Raw genomic sequence first — 20969 nt, 5'->3', positions numbered from 1 at the left:
TGCGACCGGAAGTATAGTGAAAATCGCAGTAAATCAAGGAACGGATCTGTAACCGGTTAACGGCTTACTTTAATGGGCTTCATCCCAGTTATCGCCAATACCGGCATCCACCACCAATGGCACATCCAGGGTTGCCGCTGCCGACATACGCTCTTTCAGGCCAGATACCACCTCATCACTCTGATCTTCCCGGACTTCCAGCACCAGTTCATCGTGTACCTGCATAATAATGCGGGCATCGAACTCACCTTCCTGAAGCCAACTGTCTACAGAGATCATCGCCGCTTTAATAATATCCGCGGCCGTTCCCTGCATCGGAGCGTTGATTGCAGTTCGTTCAGCCGCCTGCTGGCGCATCTTGTTACGGGCATTAATCTCGGGAAGATGCAGCCTGCGGCCAGCCAGGGTTTCTACATAACCCTGTTCATGGGCCAGGGTCCGGGTACGGTCCATATAGGATTTCACGCCAGGGTAACGGGCAAAGTAAAGCTCAACATACTTCTGGGCATCTCCACGGGGAATCTCCAACTGTTTGGCCAGGCCAAAAGCGGACATACCGTAAATAAGGCCGAAGTTAATCGCCTTGGCCTTTCGGCGCTGGTCGGATGTCACCTCATCAAGAGGCACATCAAACACTTCCGCCGCTGTCGCCTTGTGAATATCCAGACCTTCCGCAAAAGCGTTCAACAAACCTTTATCACCGGAGAGGTGGGCCATAATCCGCAGCTCAACCTGGGAGTAATCTGCTGCCACCAGTCTATAACCTTCTGGAGCCACAAATGCCTGACGGATGCGCCGTCCTTCACCAGTACGCACGGGAATATTCTGCAGATTGGGGTCAGAGGACGACAAACGTCCGGTAGCGGTCACCGCCTGATGGTAAGATGTGTGCACCCTTCCGGTTGCCGGATTCACCATACCCGGCAATTTGTCGGTATAGGTGGATTTCAGCTTGCTCAGGCTGCGGTGCTCAAGAATCAACCGGGGCAAGTCAAACTCACGGGCAAGTTCAACCAGTACGTCTTCCGCTGTAGATGCCTGGCCTTTTGGGGTTTTCTTCAACACCGGCAGACCCAGCTTGTCGAACAACAACGCCTGCAACTGTTTGGGGGAAGCGAGATTGAACTCTTCGCCTGCCATGCTCCAGGCTTCGTCCTGCAGTTCCTGCAGACGTTTGCCTATCTCCTGACTCTGCTCCGCCAGTCGCATACTGTTAATCAGCACACCATTACGCTCAATGCGGGACAGAACAGACAAAAGGGGCAGCTCAAGGGTATTAAAGACGTTTACCAGCTTTTCATGCTTCTCCAGCTCAGGCCAGAGGGTCTGGTGCAGACGCAGGGTAATATCAGCATCTTCTGCCGCGTAAGGCCCGGCTTGCTCCAGGGAAATCTGGTTAAAGGTCAACTGTTTTGCGCCCTTACCAGCGATATCCTCAAAATGGATGGTGTTCACATCAAGGTACTTCTTCGCCAGGCTGTCCATATCATGGCGGGTACCGGTGGAATCATAAACATAAGACTCCAGCATGGTATCGAAGGCGATGCCTTTCAGATCGATATCGTAACGCTGCAGTACGCTGCGATCATATTTCAGGTTCTGGCCAACCTTTCGGCAGTTGTCGTCTTCCAGCAAAGGTTTTAGTGCTGACAGAACGGCGGCACGATCCAGCTGCCTGGGCGCATCCAGATAATCATGGGCCAAGGGCACATAAGCCGCTTTGCCGGCTTCCACAGCAAAAGAGACACCGACAATATCAGCATCCATATAGTTCAGGCTGGTTGTTTCAGTATCAAAGGCAAACAACTCGGCATTGCGAAGCTTTTCCAGCCACTTATTAAAGGCTTCCTGCTCCAGAACAGTTTCATAACTGGTTTCAACCGCAGCGGGAATAGCCGGTCCATCATCAACATCAGCACTGCTTTGCTCTTCAACAGCTCCACCAGAAGCAGCTGCCGGGGAAGAATCACTGCTCAGTTCTTTCACCCAGCCACGGAACTCCAGATCCTGGTAAAGGCTCAGGGTTTCTTCCTTATTGAACTCGCCGGGCACCAGATCATCCAGGGTGCAACCAAGCTCAAGGTCTGTACAAATAGTTGCCAGCTCGTAAGAGAGGTAAGCCATCGCCTTATTGGCTTCCAGCTTCTTGCCCATGGTTTTGGCACCACGGAAAGTCAGCTCAGCGACTTTATCCAGATTGGCATAAATAGCATCCAAGCCACCCAGTCCCTGTAGCAGGGCCAAGGCTGTTTTCTCACCCACGCCGGGGACACCGGGAATGTTATCCACCTTGTCGCCCATCAGTGAAAGGAAGTCGATAATCAGCTCAGGGCCAACACCAAACTTGTCCATAACACCAGGAATATCCATAAGCGTATTGGACATGGTGTTTACCAATATCACATTCTCATTCACCAGCTGGGCAAGGTCTTTATCTCCGGTAGAGATGATTGTCTTACGGCCAGCTTTTGTAGCCTCAACCGACAAAGTGCCAATCACGTCATCCGCTTCTACTCCCTCAATGACCAACAAAGGCATACCGCTGGCGCGAATCAGTTTATGGAGAGGCTCTATCTGCGGACGCAGGTCATCAGGCATGGGAGGACGATTGGCCTTGTACTCCTTGTAGATATCATCCCGAAAGGTTTTCCCCTTGGCGTCAAATACCACCACAACTGTACTGCCATGGTAGTCTGCCTGAAGCCGCTTCAGCATGCTGATCACACCTTTTACGGCCCCGGTCGGCATGCCTTTTGAATTCGTCAGAGGGGGCAGGGCATGGTACGCCCGGTACAGGTAAGATGAGCCGTCAACAAGAACCAGAGGCTCTTTGTGCTGGAGATCAGACATGGTCTTCCTTGTTCAGGGGAATCTGGATTTTTTGAATTCAGTTCCGGTCGCTATTTTTCGGCGCTTGGCGTTAGAATGACCACAGGAACGAACCGGTTCGGGCTATTCTAGCTCGAATATTGCGCCATCTGTACTGGGGCCTTTGAGACTCAGGGAGCGTAAAGAGAATCTGTGTGCAGGGAAATATCTTTGACAGGAATGTCGTCATCGTCGGGAGGAAGTATGAACACGCCAATAAAAACCATCTCAGTCTCTCTACTGACAATGGTTATAGCCGGTTGTGCCGGAACCGGACAGAAACAAGTCGCGGACACGGATGCGCCGCCACCTCCCGAGGCCGCTCTGCACGCGCCCCGGTCACCAGCCCTCGCAACAGAAAAGCCGGCAGAACAATCCATTGACGAAAACCAGGTTCCCATTGAAGAACCGGAAATCATGCGAGATCTGCCAGCTGGTACGGATATTGTGATTCGTCCCGGCAAGGAGCGTACTATTCAGGAGTACCGGGCAAATGGTCAGCTCTATGCTATCAAGGTGATTCCCAAAATCGGTAAACCTTATTATCTCGTTGCCGTTGATAAAGCAGGTAACTTTATTCATCCCGACCGTCCCCAGATGCTGATTCCCAGCTGGAAAATTCTGGAGTGGTAATAAAGCGTTCTGATAAACAGAAGAACGACAAATAAAAGGGCGGGAACTTGCCACCCTTTTTATTTATAAGCCGACAAAGCAGTTAATGTCAGGATAAACAACAATGTCTGTGTACACGCAACTTTCAGATGAAGACTTTCGCAGTTTTCTGTCTCTTTATGATCAGGGAGAACTGGTCAGCTGGAAGGGTATTGCAGCGGGTATTGAAAACACCAATTACTTCGTGAACACCCATCACCCGGAACGGGGTGACCAACGCTTTGTTCTGACTATTTTTGAATATGTCCCGAAGCACAGACTGCCGTTTTTCATTCGTTTTATGGAGCTGCTTGCCGGCTCTGGCCTGCCTGTTCCCGCGCCTGTTCATGGTCGCGATGACCAGCCCCTTCGGGAGCTAAAGGGTAAACCCTGTCTGCTCCAGGCCCGAATGTCTGGCCATCATGTCTCACCGGAAAACCTGACCCGCAAGCACTGCGAAGCCATGGGGGAACATCTTGCCTACATCCATGTCTCTGGCCAGACCGCAACATTTTCCCAGGATAACCTGCGGGGAATGGAGTGGATTGACCGACAGGTCAACCGCCTTTCCACACTTATTCCTGTAGAAGAAGCCGCTCTGCAGGCAACCCAGTGGCAGGAGATTCAGCAAGGCCTCACCGCCCTTCCGGATTTGCCAAGAGGGCTGATCCACGCCGACCTGTTTGTGGATAACGTGCTGTTTGAAGGGGAGAAAGTCACCGGTATTATCGACTTCTTCCAGTCCTGCGAAGAATGGCTGCTTTATGATGTGGCCGTTACGGTCAATGACTGGTGCCTGAAGCAGGGCACCCTGGAGCTGGACCCAGCCCTGGCAGAAGCTTTCCTGAACGCCTATCACCGGGTTCGTCCTTTTACGGAGAGCGAACACAAAGCCTGGCCCCTGATACATCGGCTTGCCTGCCTGCGATTCTGGATATCCCGGATAGTTACCTACACATTCCCCGAAGAAGACTCGGAACATCCGGAAGATGATGTTATCCGCCACTTCAAGGATCCGGCATTTTTCCGGGATATGCTGAAGCTGAGAACAGCGTCAGCGGCTCGCCTATCTCTTCCTTGAAAGGGCTTCGCCAAAGAGTCTTAACCTGCTCAAAATATGGTGCTTTTCGCCGATAGTCCCTTGTGATTCAGGCATATTGATGAGAAACACCCATGAAGCTGTCTTCATCCGGGCAGGTCGACAGAATGAGTCTGTCCAGCTTCATCACCTACCAGAAATATAATGGTAACCCGTTCCAACGGCGCTCCCATAACAACCGTGCTTACTGGGAAACCAGTGACGGACGGGTTGTATGGCTGGAAACCGCCTCCGGCCCGGAAAAAACAGAACACCTCCGAGTCAGCAAAATTTCCGACTTACGTTCAAACAAAAGCGTTCAGGCCGGCATTAGTGAACTGGATAAATACCTTCCCCCGCCAGTACCGGATACCCGGGTGCTTAAGCGTAAAGCCGAAATCCTGAGCAGCATCCAGAGACAAAACAGACCAGATGCCCCGACGCCTGACGTTAAGCCCCTGAGCCATCTTCTGCCAGATACGGAACAACCTGCCGTCCCCTATCCGGGCTCTGGTAAAACGAAGAAAATAAGAAAGCACAAGATAAGAAAAAGAGCGGTGTATGTCCCTGACTCCTCAGATTCCGAAGAGGAGTTCCCTTCAGATGTTCGACACAGAAGAAAATTCCCGCCTTCCCGACGTCTGAAAAGCCGAAGCGTACGAGCCAGAAGATACCAGCCAGAACCTGTCGAACAGTCCATGCAAGAGAGTCCCATACAGGAAAAGCCCTCGCCACACCCGAAACTGTCATCCAGGCCCCTGCAAAAGCCACAACCTCTCCGGCTCAAAGAAAACCAGCAGGAAGCAGGTTATTTAAAAAACCTCCCCGTACGCATTGAGTACTTCCTGACCCGGGCAGCCCAGGAGCATCCAATATCCCCTGAACAGACCCAAAACCGATGGCTCGGACTCAATGAAAAGAACCAGCTAATCATGACCAAAACCAGCTGGCTGGCCCCCCTCCATCGCCTGCTTGGACATATCTTCCCATTCTTTGGCAATTCTGCGATTGCCCGATTTATATCCGTTTATAAAGACGAGATGCGGACCCGGCTTTTTAAAATGAACCGGGTGCGGAGCTGGTATAATCTTCCGGCTCTGTCCATAAAATTTCCGCAGAAAGAGAGTGACTGCCATGCGGAGATTATAAGCACCCAGCTTCGTGAGCTAAACGACGTTTATAACCAGGGCTTTATGCTGCTGATGAAGAAAAGAATGGCGGATATCAAACAACTGTTACAGTTCCACACAGGCAGCAGCAAATTATCACCATTCCTTATGGCGCAACTGCAGTATCACAGCGAAATGATCGCAGACTGGATACAGCTGGTACCGGAAAGCGCAGAAAACATCACAGAAACCTACCTGCGGGAAGTTCGAAACACCTGCCCGGAAGCAATATCGAAATACTACCCCGGATTCGTGAAGCATCTTGAGAACACAGCAAAAGCTACGCTTATTAAACAGATAAGGCTGATCAATGACTGAGACCATATCGACAAAGACCATGGATGAGGTTACCCAGATATGAGCCGCACCCCGTCACATACTCTTTTCAACAAATTTGATCTTGGCGATTTTAAAGAGTTCTATAAGACAAGATCTGCAATGTTTACCCAAAAGTCTCCAAAGGATATCAATAGTCCGGTTCTGGAGACCAAAGACGGCTATCTGGTGTACCTGGAAACAGGCAGTGACAATATACGCAGAATTCGTGTAGCAACTTCCGGGGAATGGCACAAAGACAAAACCCTGCTGGCCAAATCCAGTGAGCTTCTGAGTGAGCTTCCCACCCTTGACACAGACCTGCGTAAACGCACAATCACCCGTTCCCGGTCAGTTCCTTCTGAACTTCAGACTGCAGACAGGCCTGTGCTCCGGCATTCAGCACCCGGCCAGACTGCAGAAGAAATCACGCTGGCTGATGAGTCTCTTCCCCAGGAACAACCTGACGAAATGGAACTGTCATCCGTCACCCACTCCCTCTCAACACAAACCAGCCAGACCAGTACCCTTCCTGTGGATGAGGATGAGCTTGAAGGGGAAGGCGAAGAAGATCAGGAAGACAGCGGCGAAGAGCAAGGGGAAGAAGAGGCTCAGACAAGCTACAGCACGGGATTGGACACCAGCTCAGACGCTGAAAAGCACCATAAAGATCCTCTACTTGAACCAGCCTCCGGCAAAGCCGCTAGAGTCACCCAGGTACCCGCTACAAAATCTATTCCGGATACCATTCAACAACCAGCAAATACACCTGCAACACAGGAGCAGATGAAAGCCCACAGGAGATCAGCCACAGAAGCGACCCTGGAATTTACTTCGTCAGCCAAAACTGATGCTCCCAAAGCCTTCACATCGGCCTGCACAACTTTCCATAAAGAGTGTGACAAATACCTCCATGAACAGAGCTGCCAGACGGTGGAAGAGGAAGGGCAATGTCGCCTGATGCTTTATAGCGCTCTCCTTTCCCCGGAAGGAGGTGCCATAAGCTGGAAGCGGGACGATTATGACGCAATTCAGTTTGACCAGCTGGATATTAAGCTGGACCAGCTTAAAGCAGGTCAGGATTTTCCTGACTCCGCACAAATCAAGAGCCAGTTCAGTAGAGCCAGACACCTTCTCAAACAGCATCGGCTCTTTTTGAACAGCCCTGCCGATCAGGTCGTACCACTGCATCTGCAGTGGGAGCATCTTGATGAGGAAGTCAGGAACATCCGTTCTTTCTGCGACGGGCAAAATCCCTCTCTGAACGCCCAGACTCTCGCAAACCTGATCTCTAAAAAGAGAGCAAGAAAAACAGCACTCTCTGCTGAGCGTATTCACACGCTTGTTTTTGACAGGAGTCAGCCAACCCGAGAAAAACGGGAAAACCAACCAACCGATGTTCAACGGGACGCTATCTGGCGAGATATTCAAGATATAAAACAACTACACACCGTCCTGAAAAGATATAGGTACCAGCCAAAACACAAAGAACTCACTCTCATTCCCAAGCCGCTCAATAACGACAGAAGAAGTTTATTTACCGTTATGGAAAATCAGGCAAGCATGCCTGACAGCACCTTTACGGTCGACGATGTCCGGCGTTTCCGGGAATACCATAATTCCCGCTTTCCCGATCATGGATGGGTCATTTCAGAAAAAGAGCAGCGTGAGAGAAACCTTCAGGTTCTCAATGACACAGAGAGTCCTGATGTACTCTGGACAGGACAACAGGCACGCCTTTCATCAACTCAGGAAGCCATGATGAGAAGAAAAATCACCCACCTTGAAGCAAGCAGAGAGAAAGCCCGACGCCTGAAGCAGGCAAACCGGAGCAAGAAGACTCCCCCGAGCCAGACATAATTGGAATGGAGCCTGCTTTCTATCAGCTGCTACGACATCTTCAGAATTCTTACTTACACCGACACTCCGTTAAGTAAAGCCCCTGCTAACAATGATCGTATTGGTGTGAGCAGCACTGATCCTCACACGGGATGATGATAGACAAGTTTGAATAGGCGCATTTAGCACCAGATGGCAAGCAGTCAGACGCAAATGGCCGTTCAGGTATTTCATCTGTATCCGCATCAATACCTTCATGAGCAAAGCTGACACTGATATTCACTATGGAAATGTAAATCACGACAGAGGTAAGTCTTTTGATGATATTCATAACATCAAACTCCTGTGCATTTCTGTGCTGGCTTACACAATCATAGACCTTGCTGAAATATGAGGCAGGCCATTAGCATACCCTCATGGCGCAGGCGTATAATTAAGCACAATACAGGGTATATCAGAGAGGTCAGTAGTGCTCAAAAACTATCTGCTTATCTTGGATGCAGATTGGATACAGATTGGATACAGAGTTTCAAAACTAATTTGCCTGTTACCAAACCGTAAACTGAATGCCGGCCAGAACCCACTCTACTAAAAACCGTGGTCTTATCATTTTTCGCGCCTTCCTGTACTTTCCCGGTATTTTTCAGTCTCTGCCTCACATTTTGTAATTTGCACCTCAAGGCACGGTTTCTCCAAACGGTCTTGCCTGACATCTTTTTTCAGTTCTTCTATCTCGCTTGGTTTCTTCTCGGCTTTCTCCCTTTCAAGAGTTCGCATCAACTTTATAAATTTCAGTTCATGCTCTTTGATTGAAAGTTTTCTGATAATCCCTTCAAGCTGTGCATCACTTATAGTTTGGATGCTTTTACCTTCCCGTAAACAATGCATATTGACCATTGCAACAAGGTTGTTGCGATGAGATTTGTTGTTGCAATGAGCTTTCGAACTTTCTAACTTTGGGCCGGCAGCTGCTTTTTTCGGTTCTAATTTCACAAGAGATGATTCAGCGTTCTGCTTAAGCACTGGTGATTTGATCACAGAAACACGTTTTACCTCACTAGGTTCATACGGTGTTAATTCGACCATCCAGCGATGAATATCTCCACAAGTATGAGCATAAGTTTTTGATGGCGGGGCAGGAACCTGGCGCCATAAAGAAAGGCGATTTACACCTGTAACACCTTTTAAACCCTGACTTACAACTCTTCTATGAAATTCACACCGGCCACAGCTTTTGTTTTTGCAACCGGGATATGGCTCAAACCTTCGAGTGCCTTTGAGATGATTTGCTGATACCGGTCCGCTTGCTGAAGATTCCATGCCTGACTCCCTATATCCCATGAAAAATACACCATGCACCTTTGCGGGATTCTGATTCTTAATAGGTATGAAAATCAGAGGCAGTATTTGTTCATCCTGTATCTAGTACCGCTGTCTGTATTACAAACGATGAGGTCAGAGAAACTGACCAGACACACGCCGTTACCCGGTGAAATATTGCCCTTGCGCCTGCTTCCCCGATTTTTGTTATATTATATCTTTTTATTTTCGAGATATTTGTGTGATCTCTTCCAGCAAGGCCTACACGCCCCACGATCACAACGCCTGCATTCAGAGTGCCCTGGAACAGGCTGCAATCATCTGCCAGAAGAACGGCCAGCGCCTGACAACCCTGCGCCGCCAGGTTCTGGAGCTGGTCTGGGCCAGCCATAAGCCCGTAGGCGCTTATGATGTCCTGGCCATGCTTTCCAAAGGGCAGGAACGTCCGGCAGCACCACCAACGGTGTACCGGGCCCTGGATTTTCTTCAGGAGCAGAGGCTGGTTCACCGTATTGCCTCACTCAACGCTTATATTGGCTGCAACTGCCCGGATAAGCCCCATGAGAGCATATTTCTTATCTGCGAGAAGTGCCGGACAACCCGGGAACTGGATAGCAAAGACAGCATTCAGCAAATCCACCAGCTGGCCAATAACACCGGCTTCCAGACAAACCACTCTCTGATCGAACTGACCGGCTTCTGCCCGGCCTGCCAGCAGGAAACGGATCATGGTTGAACCTCTGCTGGCCCTGAATGATGTACAGATTGATTTTCATAACCGAACCGTTCTGAAAAACATCAACCTGGAGCTTACCCCGGGTGAGATTGTTACCCTGATCGGCCCAAACGGCGCAGGTAAAACGACACTGGTCAGGATTGTTCTGGGCCTGCTGTCGCCTGATTCTGGTAACCGCAGAATTCAGAAAGGCCTGCGTATTGGTTATATGCCCCAGAAGCTGCAGATAGAGTCCACCATGCCCCTGACGGTTGCCCGTTTTCTCGGGCTGGCCGGAGCAGGTAAAGTGGATATAACCTCTGCCCTTGCCAGAACCGGCGTTGAACATATTCTTAAAAGCCCGGTTCAGAAGCTGTCTGGCGGAGAGATGCAGCGGGTTCTTCTATCCCGGGCACTGTTGCGGAAGCCCCGACTTCTGGTACTGGATGAGCCGGTTCAGGGGGTGGATGTCACCGGCCAGCGGGAACTCTACAGGCTGATAGCTGACCTTCGGGATGAAACCGGCTGCGGTGTGTTGATGGTGTCCCATGACCTGCACCTGGTAATGGCAGCCACAGATAATGTTATCTGCCTGAACAACCATATCTGCTGTTCCGGCCATCCCAGCCTTGTCAGCAAGCACCCCGCGTATCTTCGCCTGTTTGGTGGGGAATCCGATGCGCTGGCCGTCTACAACCACCACCATGACCATTGTCATACCCTGGATGGCCATATTATGAAAACCTCAGAAGCTGATTCAGCCAACAAAACACCAAGTCACAAACATGATTGAGCTTTTTCTTTTCCCCCTGCTGGCAGGTATTGGTGTTGCCACTATCGCTGGCCCGCTTGGTACATTTGTTGTCTGGCGTCGTATGGCCTACTTTGGCGAAACCCTGTCACACTCAGCCCTGCTGGGGGTTGGCCTGGGGCTTTTGCTGAATATTAATGTGAATATCGCCGTTATTGCCGGTTGCCTCATTCTTGCCCTGGTGCTGGTCTGGCTGCAGCAAAAACGGATGATGGCCACCGACACACTCCTTGGCATTCTTGCCCACAGCTCCCTCAGCCTTGGCCTAGTGACCGTCAGCCTGATGGACTCAGTACGCATTGATATGATGGCCTACCTGTTTGGCGACCTGCTGGCAGTAAATACCGCTGACCTGTTCTGGATATACGGCGGCGGTATTCTCGTTCTTGGTCTGCTGTGGAAGTTCTGGAGCCAGCTTCTGGCTATTACCGTCCATGAAGAACTGGCCGAAGTCGAAGGTATACCGGTCAAACGCGTCCGCCTTCTACTAATGCTGCTGATTGCTCTGGTTATTGCTGTGGCTATGAAAATTGTCGGCGTTCTTCTAATCACTTCGCTGCTGATTATTCCCGCCGCAACTGCCCAGCGACTGGCCCGTTCCCCGGAACAGATGGCCTTTGGGGCAAGTTTTCTTGGTATTCTGGCAGTTTTTGGAGGGGTGTGGGCTTCCATCACCTGGGATACGCCAACAGGTCCTTCCGTGGTAGTCTGTAGCGCATTTATCTTTATACTTTCCCTGAGCCTGTCCGGGCTGTTATCGGGAAAACAGAACAGACATCAGGGATAATCATTCAGAATATGAAACGTTTGTCGTTTTTATGGCCACTGATGATTCTGGTTGTGCTGGGGGGCTGCCAGACCACACCTCCCAAGCAGCAAAGCCAGAGGTTTACACCAGTCGGGCCGGTTATCACTGCCATTGAAGCGGATATTGCCGCAAACCGCCTGACCCGACCGACCGGGAATAACGCGCTGGAAAAGGTAAAACGCCTGTCCCTGATCTCTCCCGGTGACCCGCGTGTAGAGCAATACCTAAAGCAGATTACGGGAAAACTGGTATCCCTTGGTCAGCAGGCATTTCTGGACAAAAAGTACTATCGGGCCAAGGTACTGGCCCTGAGAGCACTGGAGATTCAACCTGATACTGCGGAAGCGGGATATATTCTTGATGCAGTAGCGGCAGCCCAGAAGCCGGTAACCACAAAGCTATTGTCGACTGAGCAGGTGGAAATAGAGAAGGTTCCGGCCAGCAGCTCCGTGGGGATTATTACTGTGACTATTCCCGATCTGGATAACTCTGTATCAGACAGCTCAAAATGAGCTGTCTATTTTCACCAGCGCACTTGCCAGTTCCCGGGGTTTAAACGGAGGTCTCAGGAAACCCTGGTAATCACCTTTTGGATTCACCAGCACCACTTGGGAACTGTGCTCAACCAGATAATCATCTGCTGAAGTATCCCCCACCAAAGCAAAAGCCACATTCAGCTGTTGGGTTAACGCGCCAAGGTTGGCAGAGTCACCCGTTACACCGACAAAATCCTTGTTAAAAAACGGAACGTACTGGGCCAGCTTGTCGGGTGTATCCCGTTGCGGGTCTACGCTGACCAGCACCACCTGAATTTTTTCCGCCACCTTTGGGTTAACCTTGTTCAGCTCCACCATGACCTGATTCAGGTTTGCCAGAGTTGCCGGGCAGATATCCGGACAGAAGGTAAAGCCGAAATACATCAGGGTCCAGGAACCTTTAATATTCTCAGCGGTAAATTCAGAACCGTCGTGTTTCACCAGCGGATTAAAAACAAAGCTCCGTGGTGTTTCATAATAAACGACACCACTTTCACGCAGGGATTCGCGGTCCAGCCCCGGTTTGCCTGTGTATTTCTGTACAGTCAAACCCACAACACCCAGCACCACCAGAACCAGAGCAACAACCGTATTACGTACACCTTTCTGCATCATTTTTATCCCAGGTAGATATAGTGGTCAGCCAGCAGTACAACGAACAGCAGCATCAAATAGGTAATGGAGTATCTGAAGGTTTTAATCGCGGCATGGGGGCGGGATTCCCGCATCAAAGTTACCGCCCAATAGAGAAAACGCAATCCCAGTGCCAGGGCGCCGACAAGGTAGATCACACCGCTCATGCCCGTCATCCAGGGCATAATGCTCACCAGTATCATCACCACGGTATAAAGCAGGATATGAAGCTTGGTATAAGCCTCTCCGTGGGTCACCGGCAGCATGGGAATATCCGCCTTGGCGTACTCTTCCTTACGATGAATGGCCAGCGCCCAGAAATGGGGAGGAGTCCAGGCAAAAATAATCAGTACCAGCAGCAGTGCATTGCCATGGAACTCACCGGTCACAGCCGTCCAGCCCAGCAGAGGAGGAGCCGCACCAGCCAGACCCCCGATCACAATATTCTGGGGCGTTGCCCGCTTAAGGAACAGAGTGTAGACAACGGCATAACCCAGAAGAGATGCAAGGGTCAGCCAGGCTGTCAACTCATTTACCATACCCAGCAGAATGCCCATACCCAGCACACCAAGTACCAGGGCAAAAACCAGAGCGCTGACCGGACCAACCTTTCCTGTGGCCACCGGACGATTATGGGTACGAGCCATCACCATATCGATACGACGATCCATCACATGGTTAATCACCGCCGCTGATGCCGCGCACAGAGCAATACCCAGATTGCCAAACAGCAGTATATCCAGGGGTACAAATCCCGGTGTCGCCAGACACATGCCGATAACGACAGTCAGAATCATCAGCGCCACAACCCGGGGCTTGCACAGCTCCAGATAATCCCGCCAACCCGCTGGCTGGGACGCCACAGCCGTATTATTCACAGTGCTTTCCTGATTGGTCATAACATCACCACCTTTATAGTCCTTTTTATTCGGTCAGTTGCCTTGTAGTCCCAAGGAGCTTTGGCAATGAATCACGCAACCGATAATTGAGTATTACCAATGAAACCAATAACAATGCCCCCCCAAGGTTGTGGGCAACAGCAACAGAAAGAGGCAAATAGAAAATAATATTGCTAAGGCCAAGGCCAATCTGCAGAACCAGTGCTGCCAGCATAAAACCATAAAGGCCACGGGTTCCTGTCTGATCTTTAATTAAGCCACTCATAGCCAACAGGCCAACCACCAGAACAGTTATCAGCGCACCAATACGATGAGCCATATGAATGGCTGTACGGGCATCGCTCTCCATCTGTCCGCCAAGATAGTTGGGGCCGATGGACTGGTTGATATCAAAACCTTCGGAGAAATCAGTATTGGGCCAGTATTGTCCCTGACAGGTGGGTAGATCCGGGCAGGCGAGGGCGGCATAGTTCGAGCTGACCCAGCCACCTAAAATGATCTGGGCAATCACCACCAGCAGAGCCGCCATAGCCAGATTTTGGGGTTTGAACATAACCAATGTCGTTTGCCTGGCAGCCATACTGTGCCCGGACAGACGCACAGCCAATAGCGTAAGCAGCGATAGTGTTGCGAAACCACCAAGCAGGTGAGCGGTCACGACCTGGGGCCAGAGCTTGAGGGTTACCGTCCACATTCCAAATGCGGCCTGAAGAATAATCAGCCCCAGAATAAACAACGGCAGTTTCAACGGCTGACCTTCACGGTGACGGTTACGTACCGCGCTTACAGCCAATCCAAGAACAAGCAGAAGCAGTGTACCGGCTACATAACGGTGAATCATTTCCGCCCAGCCTTTTTCCGCTTCAACCGGCGCTTCCGGGAACAAATCCTCCGCCTGCTGAATCTCTTCTACGGATTCCGGTACCGTCAGAAAGCCATAACACCCGGGCCAGTCCGGGCAGCCAAGGCCAGCGTGAACCAGACGGGTATAAGCCCCCAGGCCAACCACAATAACCGCCAGAAGAACCGCGATAACCGCAAGGGTAAAACCGGGTTTTGGGCCTGTATTCATACTACTGGTCATAGAACATCCTTATCCTATCCGGCTGGATTTCAGCAGTTTTTCCATATCCTTGATCATCTGCTTGCCGGTATGGTCTTTCCCATACCAGAGCATGATGTTGCCCAAAGGATCTATCAGAAAAACCCTTACAGGCTCTTCTGTCGTGTAATCCAGATCAGGCATATCTCCGACAACTGTCTTTAACCCTTCATGCTCTACCGCAAGAAATTCTGTGGTTGCTTCTGTGGGAACAACCGGGGAAACCATATACCGACCAAAGCGGTGCATATTTTTGCCAAGGGCCACATGGGCCTGCCGGGTTTTATAGAGAGCCTCCTGACACACCTTGCTACACTCAGCGCCAGTTACAATAACAATCCCCCAGTCACCACCCAGGCTTTCTTCGTTAAAGGCAGAACCATTTTGCTGCCAGTTCTGGTCTGCAAGGCTGGCCGGAGGCCACAGTAAATTGCCCTGATGACTGCGGCCTTCCGGTAACAGCATGCCCCCGAAATACATCCAGGCGGCCAGCGCCATACTTCCAAAAGGAATCAACAGCAGAAACACCAGTTCCAGCTTACTTCCACGTCCTATCTCAGCCCCGGAGGCGACATCCTGGCTCATCATTTCAGCCTATCCTGTTGCATGGTTTTCTTGTTGTTATTAACAGAGTTGTTCTTGATGGTTTTTCGCTCTTTGATCAGCGCCCAGCCCCCTAACAGCACCAGAGCCACAGCCATGGCAAACCACTGCACGGCGTAACCGAAATGGCGTATCGCGGGCATATTGGTAAGATGAAAATTTCTTTGCAGGGCTCCGGGCTGGTCACTGTCCAACACCAGCAGCCAGGGTTGCAGTCCGGTACCCAGAATCTCGGTAATACGGGTCATATCTATGGCCTGTATCAGTTTGGGCCATGTGTCAGACCAGTTATCTTCCGCCAGCAGAAAAGCCTCTCCGGCAGGCTGCCAGCTTAGACCTGTAACAGTCACCGGACCGGTAATCAAAGGAACATCAGGAAGTACACTGCGGTCTGCACTACCGGGAAACCAGCCCCGGTCTATCAGAACAGTGTCGCCCTGCCGGGTGTTTAAAGGGGTTAATATATGAAAGCCAATACGACCGTTCAGGGTACGGTTATCCAGCAGGAAACTTGTGTCGTTATCAAAGGTGCCTGTAGCTGTGACATGGAAATAGAGGGGATCTTTCCGGCCTTTCAGATCTTCAATAACAAACTTTCCCTTTTGCCGGGCGTTATACTGCTCTTCCATGGCCAGCTTGGAGTGATAGCGCTGAAGCTGCCAGAGACCTAACCCCACAAGAACGGGTAGAAGGGCGCTGACCAGTAATACGATTCGGATTTGATACATCACTTTATCCGTTCAGGCTTTTATTATTATTCTCAGCCGGGGTAAGCTGACCTTAAAAAAGGATCGCAGAAGCATGTGGATAAAAATCGCCATTGTCGTTTTGTTGATTGGCATGATCGCCAGTCTGGTAAACGCATTTATCGGACTGATGAAAGACCGCAGCGGTTCTCCCCGACTGGTCTGGTCTCTCACTGGCCGCGTTATCATGGCCGGGCTTATCCTCGCTCTCGTACTCTACGGAAAACTCTCCGGACAACTGGATATCTCAGCCCCCTGGTTATAAAACCAGAGGGCACAGCACCCTTTTCAAAGAGCTCTTCTCAAAGAGCTTTCAGAGAGCTGTCACAGAATATAGACAAACAGGAACAGTCCGATCCAGACCACATCTACGAAGTGCCAGTACCAGGAAGCAGCCTCAAAGCCGAAGTGGTTTGCTGGCGTAAAGTGGCCTTTCACTATCCGGATAAACATGATCGTCAGCATAATCGCCCCCAGGGTTACGTGAGCACCGTGGAAACCGGTCAACATAAAGAATGTTGAACCGTAAATGCCGGAGTTCAGGGTCAAACCAAGATCGGTGTAAGCGTGGTGATATTCATACCCCTGCACAAACAGGAAAACGAAACCCAGAATCAGGGTTAGTCCCAGCCAGATTTTGGTTCCGCCACGATTATCATCTCGCAGACAATGATGAGCCTTGGTACAAGTGATACTGGACGTTACCAGCAACAGAGTATTCATCAGGGGCAGAGTCCAGGGGTCAACCGTACCCGTCGGGCCTTTAAACCGTTCCGGGTCAGGATTATTCATCAGTGGCCATTCAGCAGTGAAGTTGGGCCAGAGTATTTCGGTAACCCCTTTATCCCCTTCACCGCCCAGCCAGGGCACCGCAAGGTAACGGACAAAGAACAGCGCTCCGAAGAAGGCCGAGAAGAACATTACCTCAGAGAAAATAAACCAGCCCATTCCCCAACGGAAACTACGATCCATCTGCGGGCTGTACAAACCACTCCGTGATTCATGGATAACATCCCCGAACCAGCCAAACAGCATATAAGCCATCACCAGGGCACCGGCAAAGAACACATAATGCCCGGTGGGGTCGTTGGATTTGGCGGTCATGGCGTTCATCATCATCCCGGCGCCAACCAGGGTGAGGAACAACCCGACAGAGGCCACTATCGGCCATTTACTCTGGGCTGGTACGTAATAGGTACCTTCACTCGTCGTGTTTTCACTCGACATGATTTTCCCTCGACATAGCTTTTGCTTTTCCTGACAGAGCAGGGGACTTACAGCCCGGCAGTCCTCTTGTTTTTATTCATCTCAGTAATATCAAACAGCGTGTAGGACAGGGTCAGCTTGTTGATATGCTTAGGCAGATCCTGATCCACAATAATCTTCAACGGCATCAGTTTTTCCTCATGGCCGTCCAGGGGCTGGGAGGTAAAACAGAAACACTCGGTTTTGTGCAGATAATCCGTCGCTTCAAAAGGCGTTACGCTAGGAATCGCCTGGCCCACCATATTCTTCCCGGTAGGGTTCTTAACGTAGAAAGTCAGAGAACCCACTTCGCCGGGATGAATCTTCACCTGATGGGTGCTGGGCTTGAAATCCCAGATCATGCCTTTGTTATTTGTCGCCAGAAACTGCACGGTAATCGTCCGTGAGGTGTCCACTGCCGCCGGCACTGACTTGTAAGGGTTGGGGTCTGTCTTGCCGTTCAGACCCGTCACCTGACAGAGCACGTTGTACAACGGAACCATCACCAGAAAGACAAACGCAAACATTCCTATCGCAGTAAAAACCGCTTTTACAATTGTCTTCTGGGCCGGATTTAACACCATCAGTACCTGCTCCTTTTCACGTCTGTTACTTCACTTCCGGAGGTGTCGTAAATGTATGGTAGGGGGCCGGTGAGGGCACCATCCACTCCAGACCATGGGCTCCTTCCCAGGGCCTGGCTTCTGCCTTTTCTCCACCTTTCACGCACTTGATCACGATAAACAGAAACAGCAGCTGGGTAATACCAAACAGGAAACCACCAACGCTGGAGATCATATTGAAGTCAGCAAACTGCATGTTGTAGTCGGGAATCCGTCGGGGCATGCCCGCCAGACCAACAAAGTGCATGGGGAAGAAAGTCAGGTTCATGCCGATAAACGACAGCCAGAAGTGCACCTTGGACAAGGCCGTGTCGTACATATGACCAGTCCACTTGGGCAGCCAGTAATAAGCGCCGGCAAAGATTGCAAAAATCGCGCCGGGCACCAGCACATAGTGGAAATGAGCCACTACAAAATAGGTGTCGTGATACTGGAAGTCTGCTGGCGCAATGGAGAGCATCAATCCCGAGAAACCACCGATGCTAAACAGCACCACAAAGGCCACTGAAAACAGCATGGGCGTTTCAAAGGTCAGGGAACCCTTAAACATGGTGGCCACCCAATTAAACACCTTCACCCCAGTTGGTACTGCAATCAACATAGTGGCGTACATAAAGAATACCTCGCCTACCAGCGGCAGCCCTACGGTAAACATATGGTGCGCCCAGACAATAAACGACAGGAAAGCGATACTTGCCACCGCGTAAACCATGGACGTGTAACCAAACAGGGGTTTGCGGGAAAAGGTCGGAATAATCGCGGAGACAATCCCGAAGGCCGGCAGAATCATGATGTACACTTCCGGATGCCCAAAGAACCAGAACACATGCTGGAACAACACAGGGTCACCGCCACCACCAGCGTTAAAGAACGCGGTTCCAAAGTGGATATCCATCAGCATCATCGTAACAACACCCGCCAGTACCGGCATAACCGCGATCAAAAGGTAAGCGGTAATCAGCCAGGTCCATACGAAGAGGGGCATTTTCATCAGGGTCATGCCCGGAGCCCGCAGGTTCAGGATGGTAGCAATCACATTAATGGCACCCATGATGGAGGAAATCCCCATCATATGGATGGCAAAAATGAAGAACGTGGTTGATGGGGGAGCATAGTCCGTGGACAGCGGGGCATAGAAGGTCCAGCCGAAGTTCGGGCCACCGCCTTCCATAAACAGCGTGCTTGCCATAAGGGTAAACGCGAAAGGCAGAATCCAGAAACTCCAGTTATTCATTCGGGGCAGAGCCATATCCGGTGCCCCGATCATCATGGGAATCATCCAGTTCGCCAAACCGACAAACGCCGGCATAACCGCACCGAACACCATGATCAGACCATGCATGGTGGTCATCTGATTAAAGAACTCGGGCTCCACGATCTGCAGTCCGGGCTGGAACAGCTCCGCCCGGATCACCATGGCCATGGAACCACCCAGCAGGAACATGGCAAAACTGAACCACAGGTACATTGAACCAATGTCCTTGTGGTTGGTTGTCAGCACCCAGCGCATAAAACCCTTGGCTGGCCCGTGATGATCACTCATTTGATACCTCCCACAGGAACCTGGCCGGTTTTTCCTTTGTACTCACCGGTCTTTTTGAAATCGAGAATATCTTTCGGGGTTACCATCTCCCCGGTGTTGTTACCCCAGGCATTTCGTTCGTAAGTGATAACCGCTGCCATATCCACTTCATTCAGCTGGTCCTTGAACGCCTGCATGGCCGTTCCTTTTACACCGTGGAGAAGCACGAAGATATGATCAGCGATCATCTCTTTCTTCACCGCTATAGGCGTGCCTTTCAGGGCCGGGAACATAGGCGGAAGTCCCTTACCGTTGGGCTGGTGACAGGCTGCGCAAACCTTGTTATAAACCTCCTCGCCACGGGTCATCAGCTCCTTCATGGTCCAGTTCTTCTGGGTCAGCTCTTTGATCTTTTCAGCTTCTGCGCGTTTTTCTGCCAGCCACTCCTGGTATTCATCCATGGGACGGGCATCCACCACGATGGGCATAAAGCCATGGTCCTTACCGCACAGTTCAGCACACTGGCCACGGTAGATGCCGGGTTTATTAATTTTTGCCCAGGATTCGTTAATAAAGCCGGGAATGGCGTCTTTCTTGACCGCCAGCTCAGGTACCCACCAGGAGTGGATAACATCTGCCCCTGTAATCAGAAAGCGGATTTTCTTACCTGTGGGAACAACCAGAGGCTCATCAACTTCCAGAAGATAATTTGCGTTCTTGGGGCGGGCATTGTTGATCTCTTCCCTGGGCGTAGAAAGATTACTGAAGAAGCTGACGCTCTCACCCAGGTATTCGTACTGCCACTTCCACTGATAACCGGTCACCTTGATATCTATATCCGCTTCCTCGGTGTTATAGACTTCCACCAGAGTTTTTGTGGCCGGAATCGCCATAATAACCAGAATAGCGAAAGGAATACTGGTCCAGAGAATCTCAATCAGCGTGCTTTCATGAAATTCTGAGGCTTTGGCTCCCCGTGATTTACGGTGAAAAATTACCGACCAGAACATAATGCCAAATACCAGAACACCAATAACGACGGTGATCCAGAATATGGTCATATGCAGGTCATAAATGGAGCGGCTGAGATCAGTAACCCCTACCGGCATATTAATCGCCCACTCCGCCCACAGGGCTGGGGAAATCAACAGACCGGTCAGAAGCGAAACAAGTCTTCGCGCTTGCAGCCTCATTCCCTATTCATCCTCTGACGGTAGCTCTATCGCAACATTCCGGGGCGCTTCCCCCAGGCATATGGCATACGTTGGACAGTGCTTATCTTGTTATTGCCCGGTATCCGCCACAAAAGGTAGCCAAACCCGGAATAATTCGCATAGTTCAGAGAGAAGAATTCGGTTCAATACTCTTTATCAGCACTCTTTAGAGCATGTGATAGAGCATGAATCCACAGGAAAAAAATGCACTGGAAACAGACCGGGCACCGCAAATTTCGAGATCACGAAACTTTAAGGTCACCCTTAACTTT

General features: G+C 50.8%; 20 protein-coding genes. 9 read left to right on the top strand and 11 right to left on the bottom strand.

The window, feature by feature from the left end:
* Nucleotides 1–69: 69 nt before the first annotated feature.
* Nucleotides 70–2850 (bottom strand): DNA polymerase I, encoded by a 2781-nt coding sequence (polA, locus tag ACY2RQ_RS02755; RefSeq protein WP_490111426.1) that lies wholly within the window; start codon nt 2848–2850, stop codon nt 70–72.
* Between the two features lie 222 nt (nt 2851–3072).
* Between polA and ACY2RQ_RS02750 the strand changes: the two genes are divergently transcribed.
* The 4 genes from ACY2RQ_RS02750 to ACY2RQ_RS02735 all read left to right on the top strand — a co-directional run bounded on the left by ACY2RQ_RS02750 (nt 3073) and on the right by ACY2RQ_RS02735 (nt 7941).
* Complete coding sequence (locus ACY2RQ_RS02750) at nt 3073–3501, top strand: DUF2782 domain-containing protein (RefSeq protein WP_490111425.1); 429 nt, start codon at nt 3073–3075, stop codon at nt 3499–3501.
* A 103-nt stretch (nt 3502–3604) separates the two neighbouring features.
* The gene (locus ACY2RQ_RS02745) at nt 3605–4600 is read left to right on the top strand and encodes a homoserine kinase (RefSeq protein ID WP_490111424.1); all 996 of its coding nucleotides are present in this window, start codon (nt 3605–3607) and stop codon (nt 4598–4600) included.
* 92 nt (nt 4601–4692) lie between these two features.
* Nucleotides 4693–6084, top strand: coding sequence for a hypothetical protein (locus tag ACY2RQ_RS02740; protein ID WP_490111423.1), 1392 nt, complete (start codon nt 4693–4695; stop codon nt 6082–6084).
* 120 nt (nt 6085–6204) lie between these two features.
* Entirely contained in the window at nt 6205–7941 is a 1737-nt protein-coding gene (locus ACY2RQ_RS02735) for a hypothetical protein (RefSeq protein WP_490111422.1), read from the top strand.
* 585 nt (nt 7942–8526) lie between these two features.
* On the opposite strand, the gene ACY2RQ_RS02730 is transcribed toward ACY2RQ_RS02735, so the two are convergent.
* Nucleotides 8527–9240 carry a hypothetical protein gene (locus ACY2RQ_RS02730; RefSeq protein ID WP_490111421.1) on the bottom strand — a complete coding sequence of 238 codons (714 nt, stop codon included), beginning with the start codon at nt 9238–9240 and terminating at the stop codon, nt 8527–8529.
* A gap of 241 nt (nt 9241–9481) precedes the next feature.
* Between ACY2RQ_RS02730 and ACY2RQ_RS02725 the strand changes: the two genes are divergently transcribed.
* Genes ACY2RQ_RS02725 through ACY2RQ_RS02710 form a run of 4 tightly spaced genes read left to right on the top strand, consistent with a single transcriptional unit; the run spans nt 9482 to nt 12086 of the window.
* A complete protein-coding gene (locus tag ACY2RQ_RS02725; protein ID WP_490111420.1) occupies nt 9482–9976 on the top strand; it encodes a transcriptional repressor in 495 nt (164 codons plus the stop codon).
* Nucleotides 9969–10748 carry a zinc ABC transporter ATP-binding protein ZnuC gene (gene znuC, locus ACY2RQ_RS02720; RefSeq protein ID WP_490111419.1) on the top strand — a complete coding sequence of 260 codons (780 nt, stop codon included), beginning with the start codon at nt 9969–9971 and terminating at the stop codon, nt 10746–10748. Before ACY2RQ_RS02725 ends, znuC begins: the two co-directional genes overlap by 8 nt.
* Nucleotides 10741–11553 carry a zinc ABC transporter permease subunit ZnuB gene (znuB, locus tag ACY2RQ_RS02715; RefSeq protein WP_490111418.1) on the top strand — a complete coding sequence of 271 codons (813 nt, stop codon included), beginning with the start codon at nt 10741–10743 and terminating at the stop codon, nt 11551–11553. Before znuC ends, znuB begins: the two co-directional genes overlap by 8 nt.
* Nucleotides 11554–11564: 11 nt before the next feature.
* Nucleotides 11565–12086 carry a hypothetical protein gene (locus ACY2RQ_RS02710; RefSeq protein WP_490111417.1) on the top strand — a complete coding sequence of 174 codons (522 nt, stop codon included), beginning with the start codon at nt 11565–11567 and terminating at the stop codon, nt 12084–12086.
* Here the strand turns inward: ACY2RQ_RS02710 and ACY2RQ_RS02705 are convergent.
* The 5 genes from ACY2RQ_RS02705 to ACY2RQ_RS02685 are packed head-to-tail and all read right to left on the bottom strand — an operon-like array spanning nt 12078 to nt 16075.
* Nucleotides 12078–12725, bottom strand: coding sequence for an SCO family protein (locus tag ACY2RQ_RS02705; protein ID WP_490111416.1), 648 nt, complete (start codon nt 12723–12725; stop codon nt 12078–12080). The two genes, ACY2RQ_RS02710 and ACY2RQ_RS02705, sit on opposite strands and share 9 nt — an antisense overlap.
* 2 nt (nt 12726–12727) lie before the next feature.
* Nucleotides 12728–13642, bottom strand: coding sequence for a heme o synthase (gene cyoE, locus ACY2RQ_RS02700; RefSeq protein WP_490111415.1), 915 nt, complete (start codon nt 13640–13642; stop codon nt 12728–12730).
* Nucleotides 13643–13667: 25 nt separating this feature from the next.
* On the bottom strand, nt 13668–14726 hold the full coding sequence (locus tag ACY2RQ_RS02695; protein ID WP_490111414.1) for a COX15/CtaA family protein: 1059 nt from the start codon (nt 14724–14726) through the stop codon (nt 13668–13670).
* A gap of 9 nt (nt 14727–14735) precedes the next feature.
* Nucleotides 14736–15332: an SCO family protein gene (locus ACY2RQ_RS02690; protein ID WP_490111413.1), complete on the bottom strand. Its 597-nt coding sequence runs from the start codon at nt 15330–15332 to the stop codon at nt 14736–14738.
* Entirely contained in the window at nt 15329–16075 is a 747-nt protein-coding gene (locus ACY2RQ_RS02685) for an SURF1 family protein (protein WP_490111412.1), read from the bottom strand. The genes ACY2RQ_RS02690 and ACY2RQ_RS02685 overlap by 4 nt, the downstream gene beginning before the upstream one ends.
* A gap of 73 nt (nt 16076–16148) precedes the next feature.
* Between ACY2RQ_RS02685 and ACY2RQ_RS02680 the strand changes: the two genes are divergently transcribed.
* Entirely contained in the window at nt 16149–16358 is a 210-nt protein-coding gene (locus tag ACY2RQ_RS02680) for a DUF2909 domain-containing protein (protein WP_490111411.1), read from the top strand.
* 59 nt (nt 16359–16417) lie between these two features.
* Here the strand turns inward: ACY2RQ_RS02680 and ACY2RQ_RS02675 are convergent, their stop codons facing one another.
* From ACY2RQ_RS02675 to coxB, 4 genes are read right to left on the bottom strand one after another with little or no spacing between them, the layout of a single operon-like run.
* On the bottom strand, nt 16418–17320 hold the full coding sequence (locus tag ACY2RQ_RS02675) for a cytochrome c oxidase subunit 3 (RefSeq protein ID WP_490111410.1): 903 nt from the start codon (nt 17318–17320) through the stop codon (nt 16418–16420).
* A gap of 47 nt (nt 17321–17367) precedes the next feature.
* Complete coding sequence (locus tag ACY2RQ_RS02670) at nt 17368–17922, bottom strand: cytochrome c oxidase assembly protein (protein ID WP_490111409.1); 555 nt, start codon at nt 17920–17922, stop codon at nt 17368–17370.
* Between the two features lie 25 nt (nt 17923–17947).
* Nucleotides 17948–19504, bottom strand: coding sequence for a cytochrome c oxidase subunit I (gene ctaD, locus ACY2RQ_RS02665; RefSeq protein ID WP_490111408.1), 1557 nt, complete (start codon nt 19502–19504; stop codon nt 17948–17950).
* Nucleotides 19501–20676 carry a cytochrome c oxidase subunit II gene (gene coxB, locus ACY2RQ_RS02660; RefSeq protein ID WP_490111407.1) on the bottom strand — a complete coding sequence of 392 codons (1176 nt, stop codon included), beginning with the start codon at nt 20674–20676 and terminating at the stop codon, nt 19501–19503. Before coxB ends, ctaD begins: the two co-directional genes overlap by 4 nt.
* Between the last annotated feature and the right edge of the window lie 293 nt (nt 20677–20969).

The organism is Parendozoicomonas sp. 209JJ7-1, assembly GCF_058147085.1.
This window is presented reverse-complemented; position numbering and strand designations above follow the sequence as displayed.

Coding starts and splice junctions, on each gene's coding strand:
- ACY2RQ_RS02690 (WP_490111413.1), bottom strand. CDS start 15,332: ATGATGAGCCAGGATGTCGCCTCCGGGGCTGAGATAGGACGTGGAAGT.
- ACY2RQ_RS02745 (WP_490111424.1), top strand. CDS start 3,605: ATGTCTGTGTACACGCAACTTTCAGATGAAGACTTTCGCAGTTTTCTG.
- coxB (WP_490111407.1), bottom strand. CDS start 20,676: ATGAGGCTGCAAGCGCGAAGACTTGTTTCGCTTCTGACCGGTCTGTTG.
- ACY2RQ_RS02740 (WP_490111423.1), top strand. CDS start 4,693: ATGAAGCTGTCTTCATCCGGGCAGGTCGACAGAATGAGTCTGTCCAGC.
- ACY2RQ_RS02695 (WP_490111414.1), bottom strand. CDS start 14,726: ATGACCAGTAGTATGAATACAGGCCCAAAACCCGGTTTTACCCTTGCG.
- znuB (WP_490111418.1), top strand. CDS start 10,741: ATGATTGAGCTTTTTCTTTTCCCCCTGCTGGCAGGTATTGGTGTTGCC.
- ACY2RQ_RS02705 (WP_490111416.1), bottom strand. CDS start 12,725: ATGATGCAGAAAGGTGTACGTAATACGGTTGTTGCTCTGGTTCTGGTG.
- ACY2RQ_RS02680 (WP_490111411.1), top strand. CDS start 16,149: ATGTGGATAAAAATCGCCATTGTCGTTTTGTTGATTGGCATGATCGCC.
- ACY2RQ_RS02750 (WP_490111425.1), top strand. CDS start 3,073: ATGAACACGCCAATAAAAACCATCTCAGTCTCTCTACTGACAATGGTT.
- ACY2RQ_RS02710 (WP_490111417.1), top strand. CDS start 11,565: ATGAAACGTTTGTCGTTTTTATGGCCACTGATGATTCTGGTTGTGCTG.
- ACY2RQ_RS02685 (WP_490111412.1), bottom strand. CDS start 16,075: ATGTATCAAATCCGAATCGTATTACTGGTCAGCGCCCTTCTACCCGTT.
- ACY2RQ_RS02670 (WP_490111409.1), bottom strand. CDS start 17,922: ATGGTGTTAAATCCGGCCCAGAAGACAATTGTAAAAGCGGTTTTTACT.
- ACY2RQ_RS02730 (WP_490111421.1), bottom strand. CDS start 9,240: ATGGAATCTTCAGCAAGCGGACCGGTATCAGCAAATCATCTCAAAGGC.
- znuC (WP_490111419.1), top strand. CDS start 9,969: ATGGTTGAACCTCTGCTGGCCCTGAATGATGTACAGATTGATTTTCAT.
- cyoE (WP_490111415.1), bottom strand. CDS start 13,642: ATGACCAATCAGGAAAGCACTGTGAATAATACGGCTGTGGCGTCCCAG.
- ACY2RQ_RS02675 (WP_490111410.1), bottom strand. CDS start 17,320: ATGTCGAGTGAAAACACGACGAGTGAAGGTACCTATTACGTACCAGCC.
- ACY2RQ_RS02735 (WP_490111422.1), top strand. CDS start 6,205: ATGTTTACCCAAAAGTCTCCAAAGGATATCAATAGTCCGGTTCTGGAG.
- polA (WP_490111426.1), bottom strand. CDS start 2,850: ATGTCTGATCTCCAGCACAAAGAGCCTCTGGTTCTTGTTGACGGCTCA.
- ctaD (WP_490111408.1), bottom strand. CDS start 19,504: ATGAGTGATCATCACGGGCCAGCCAAGGGTTTTATGCGCTGGGTGCTG.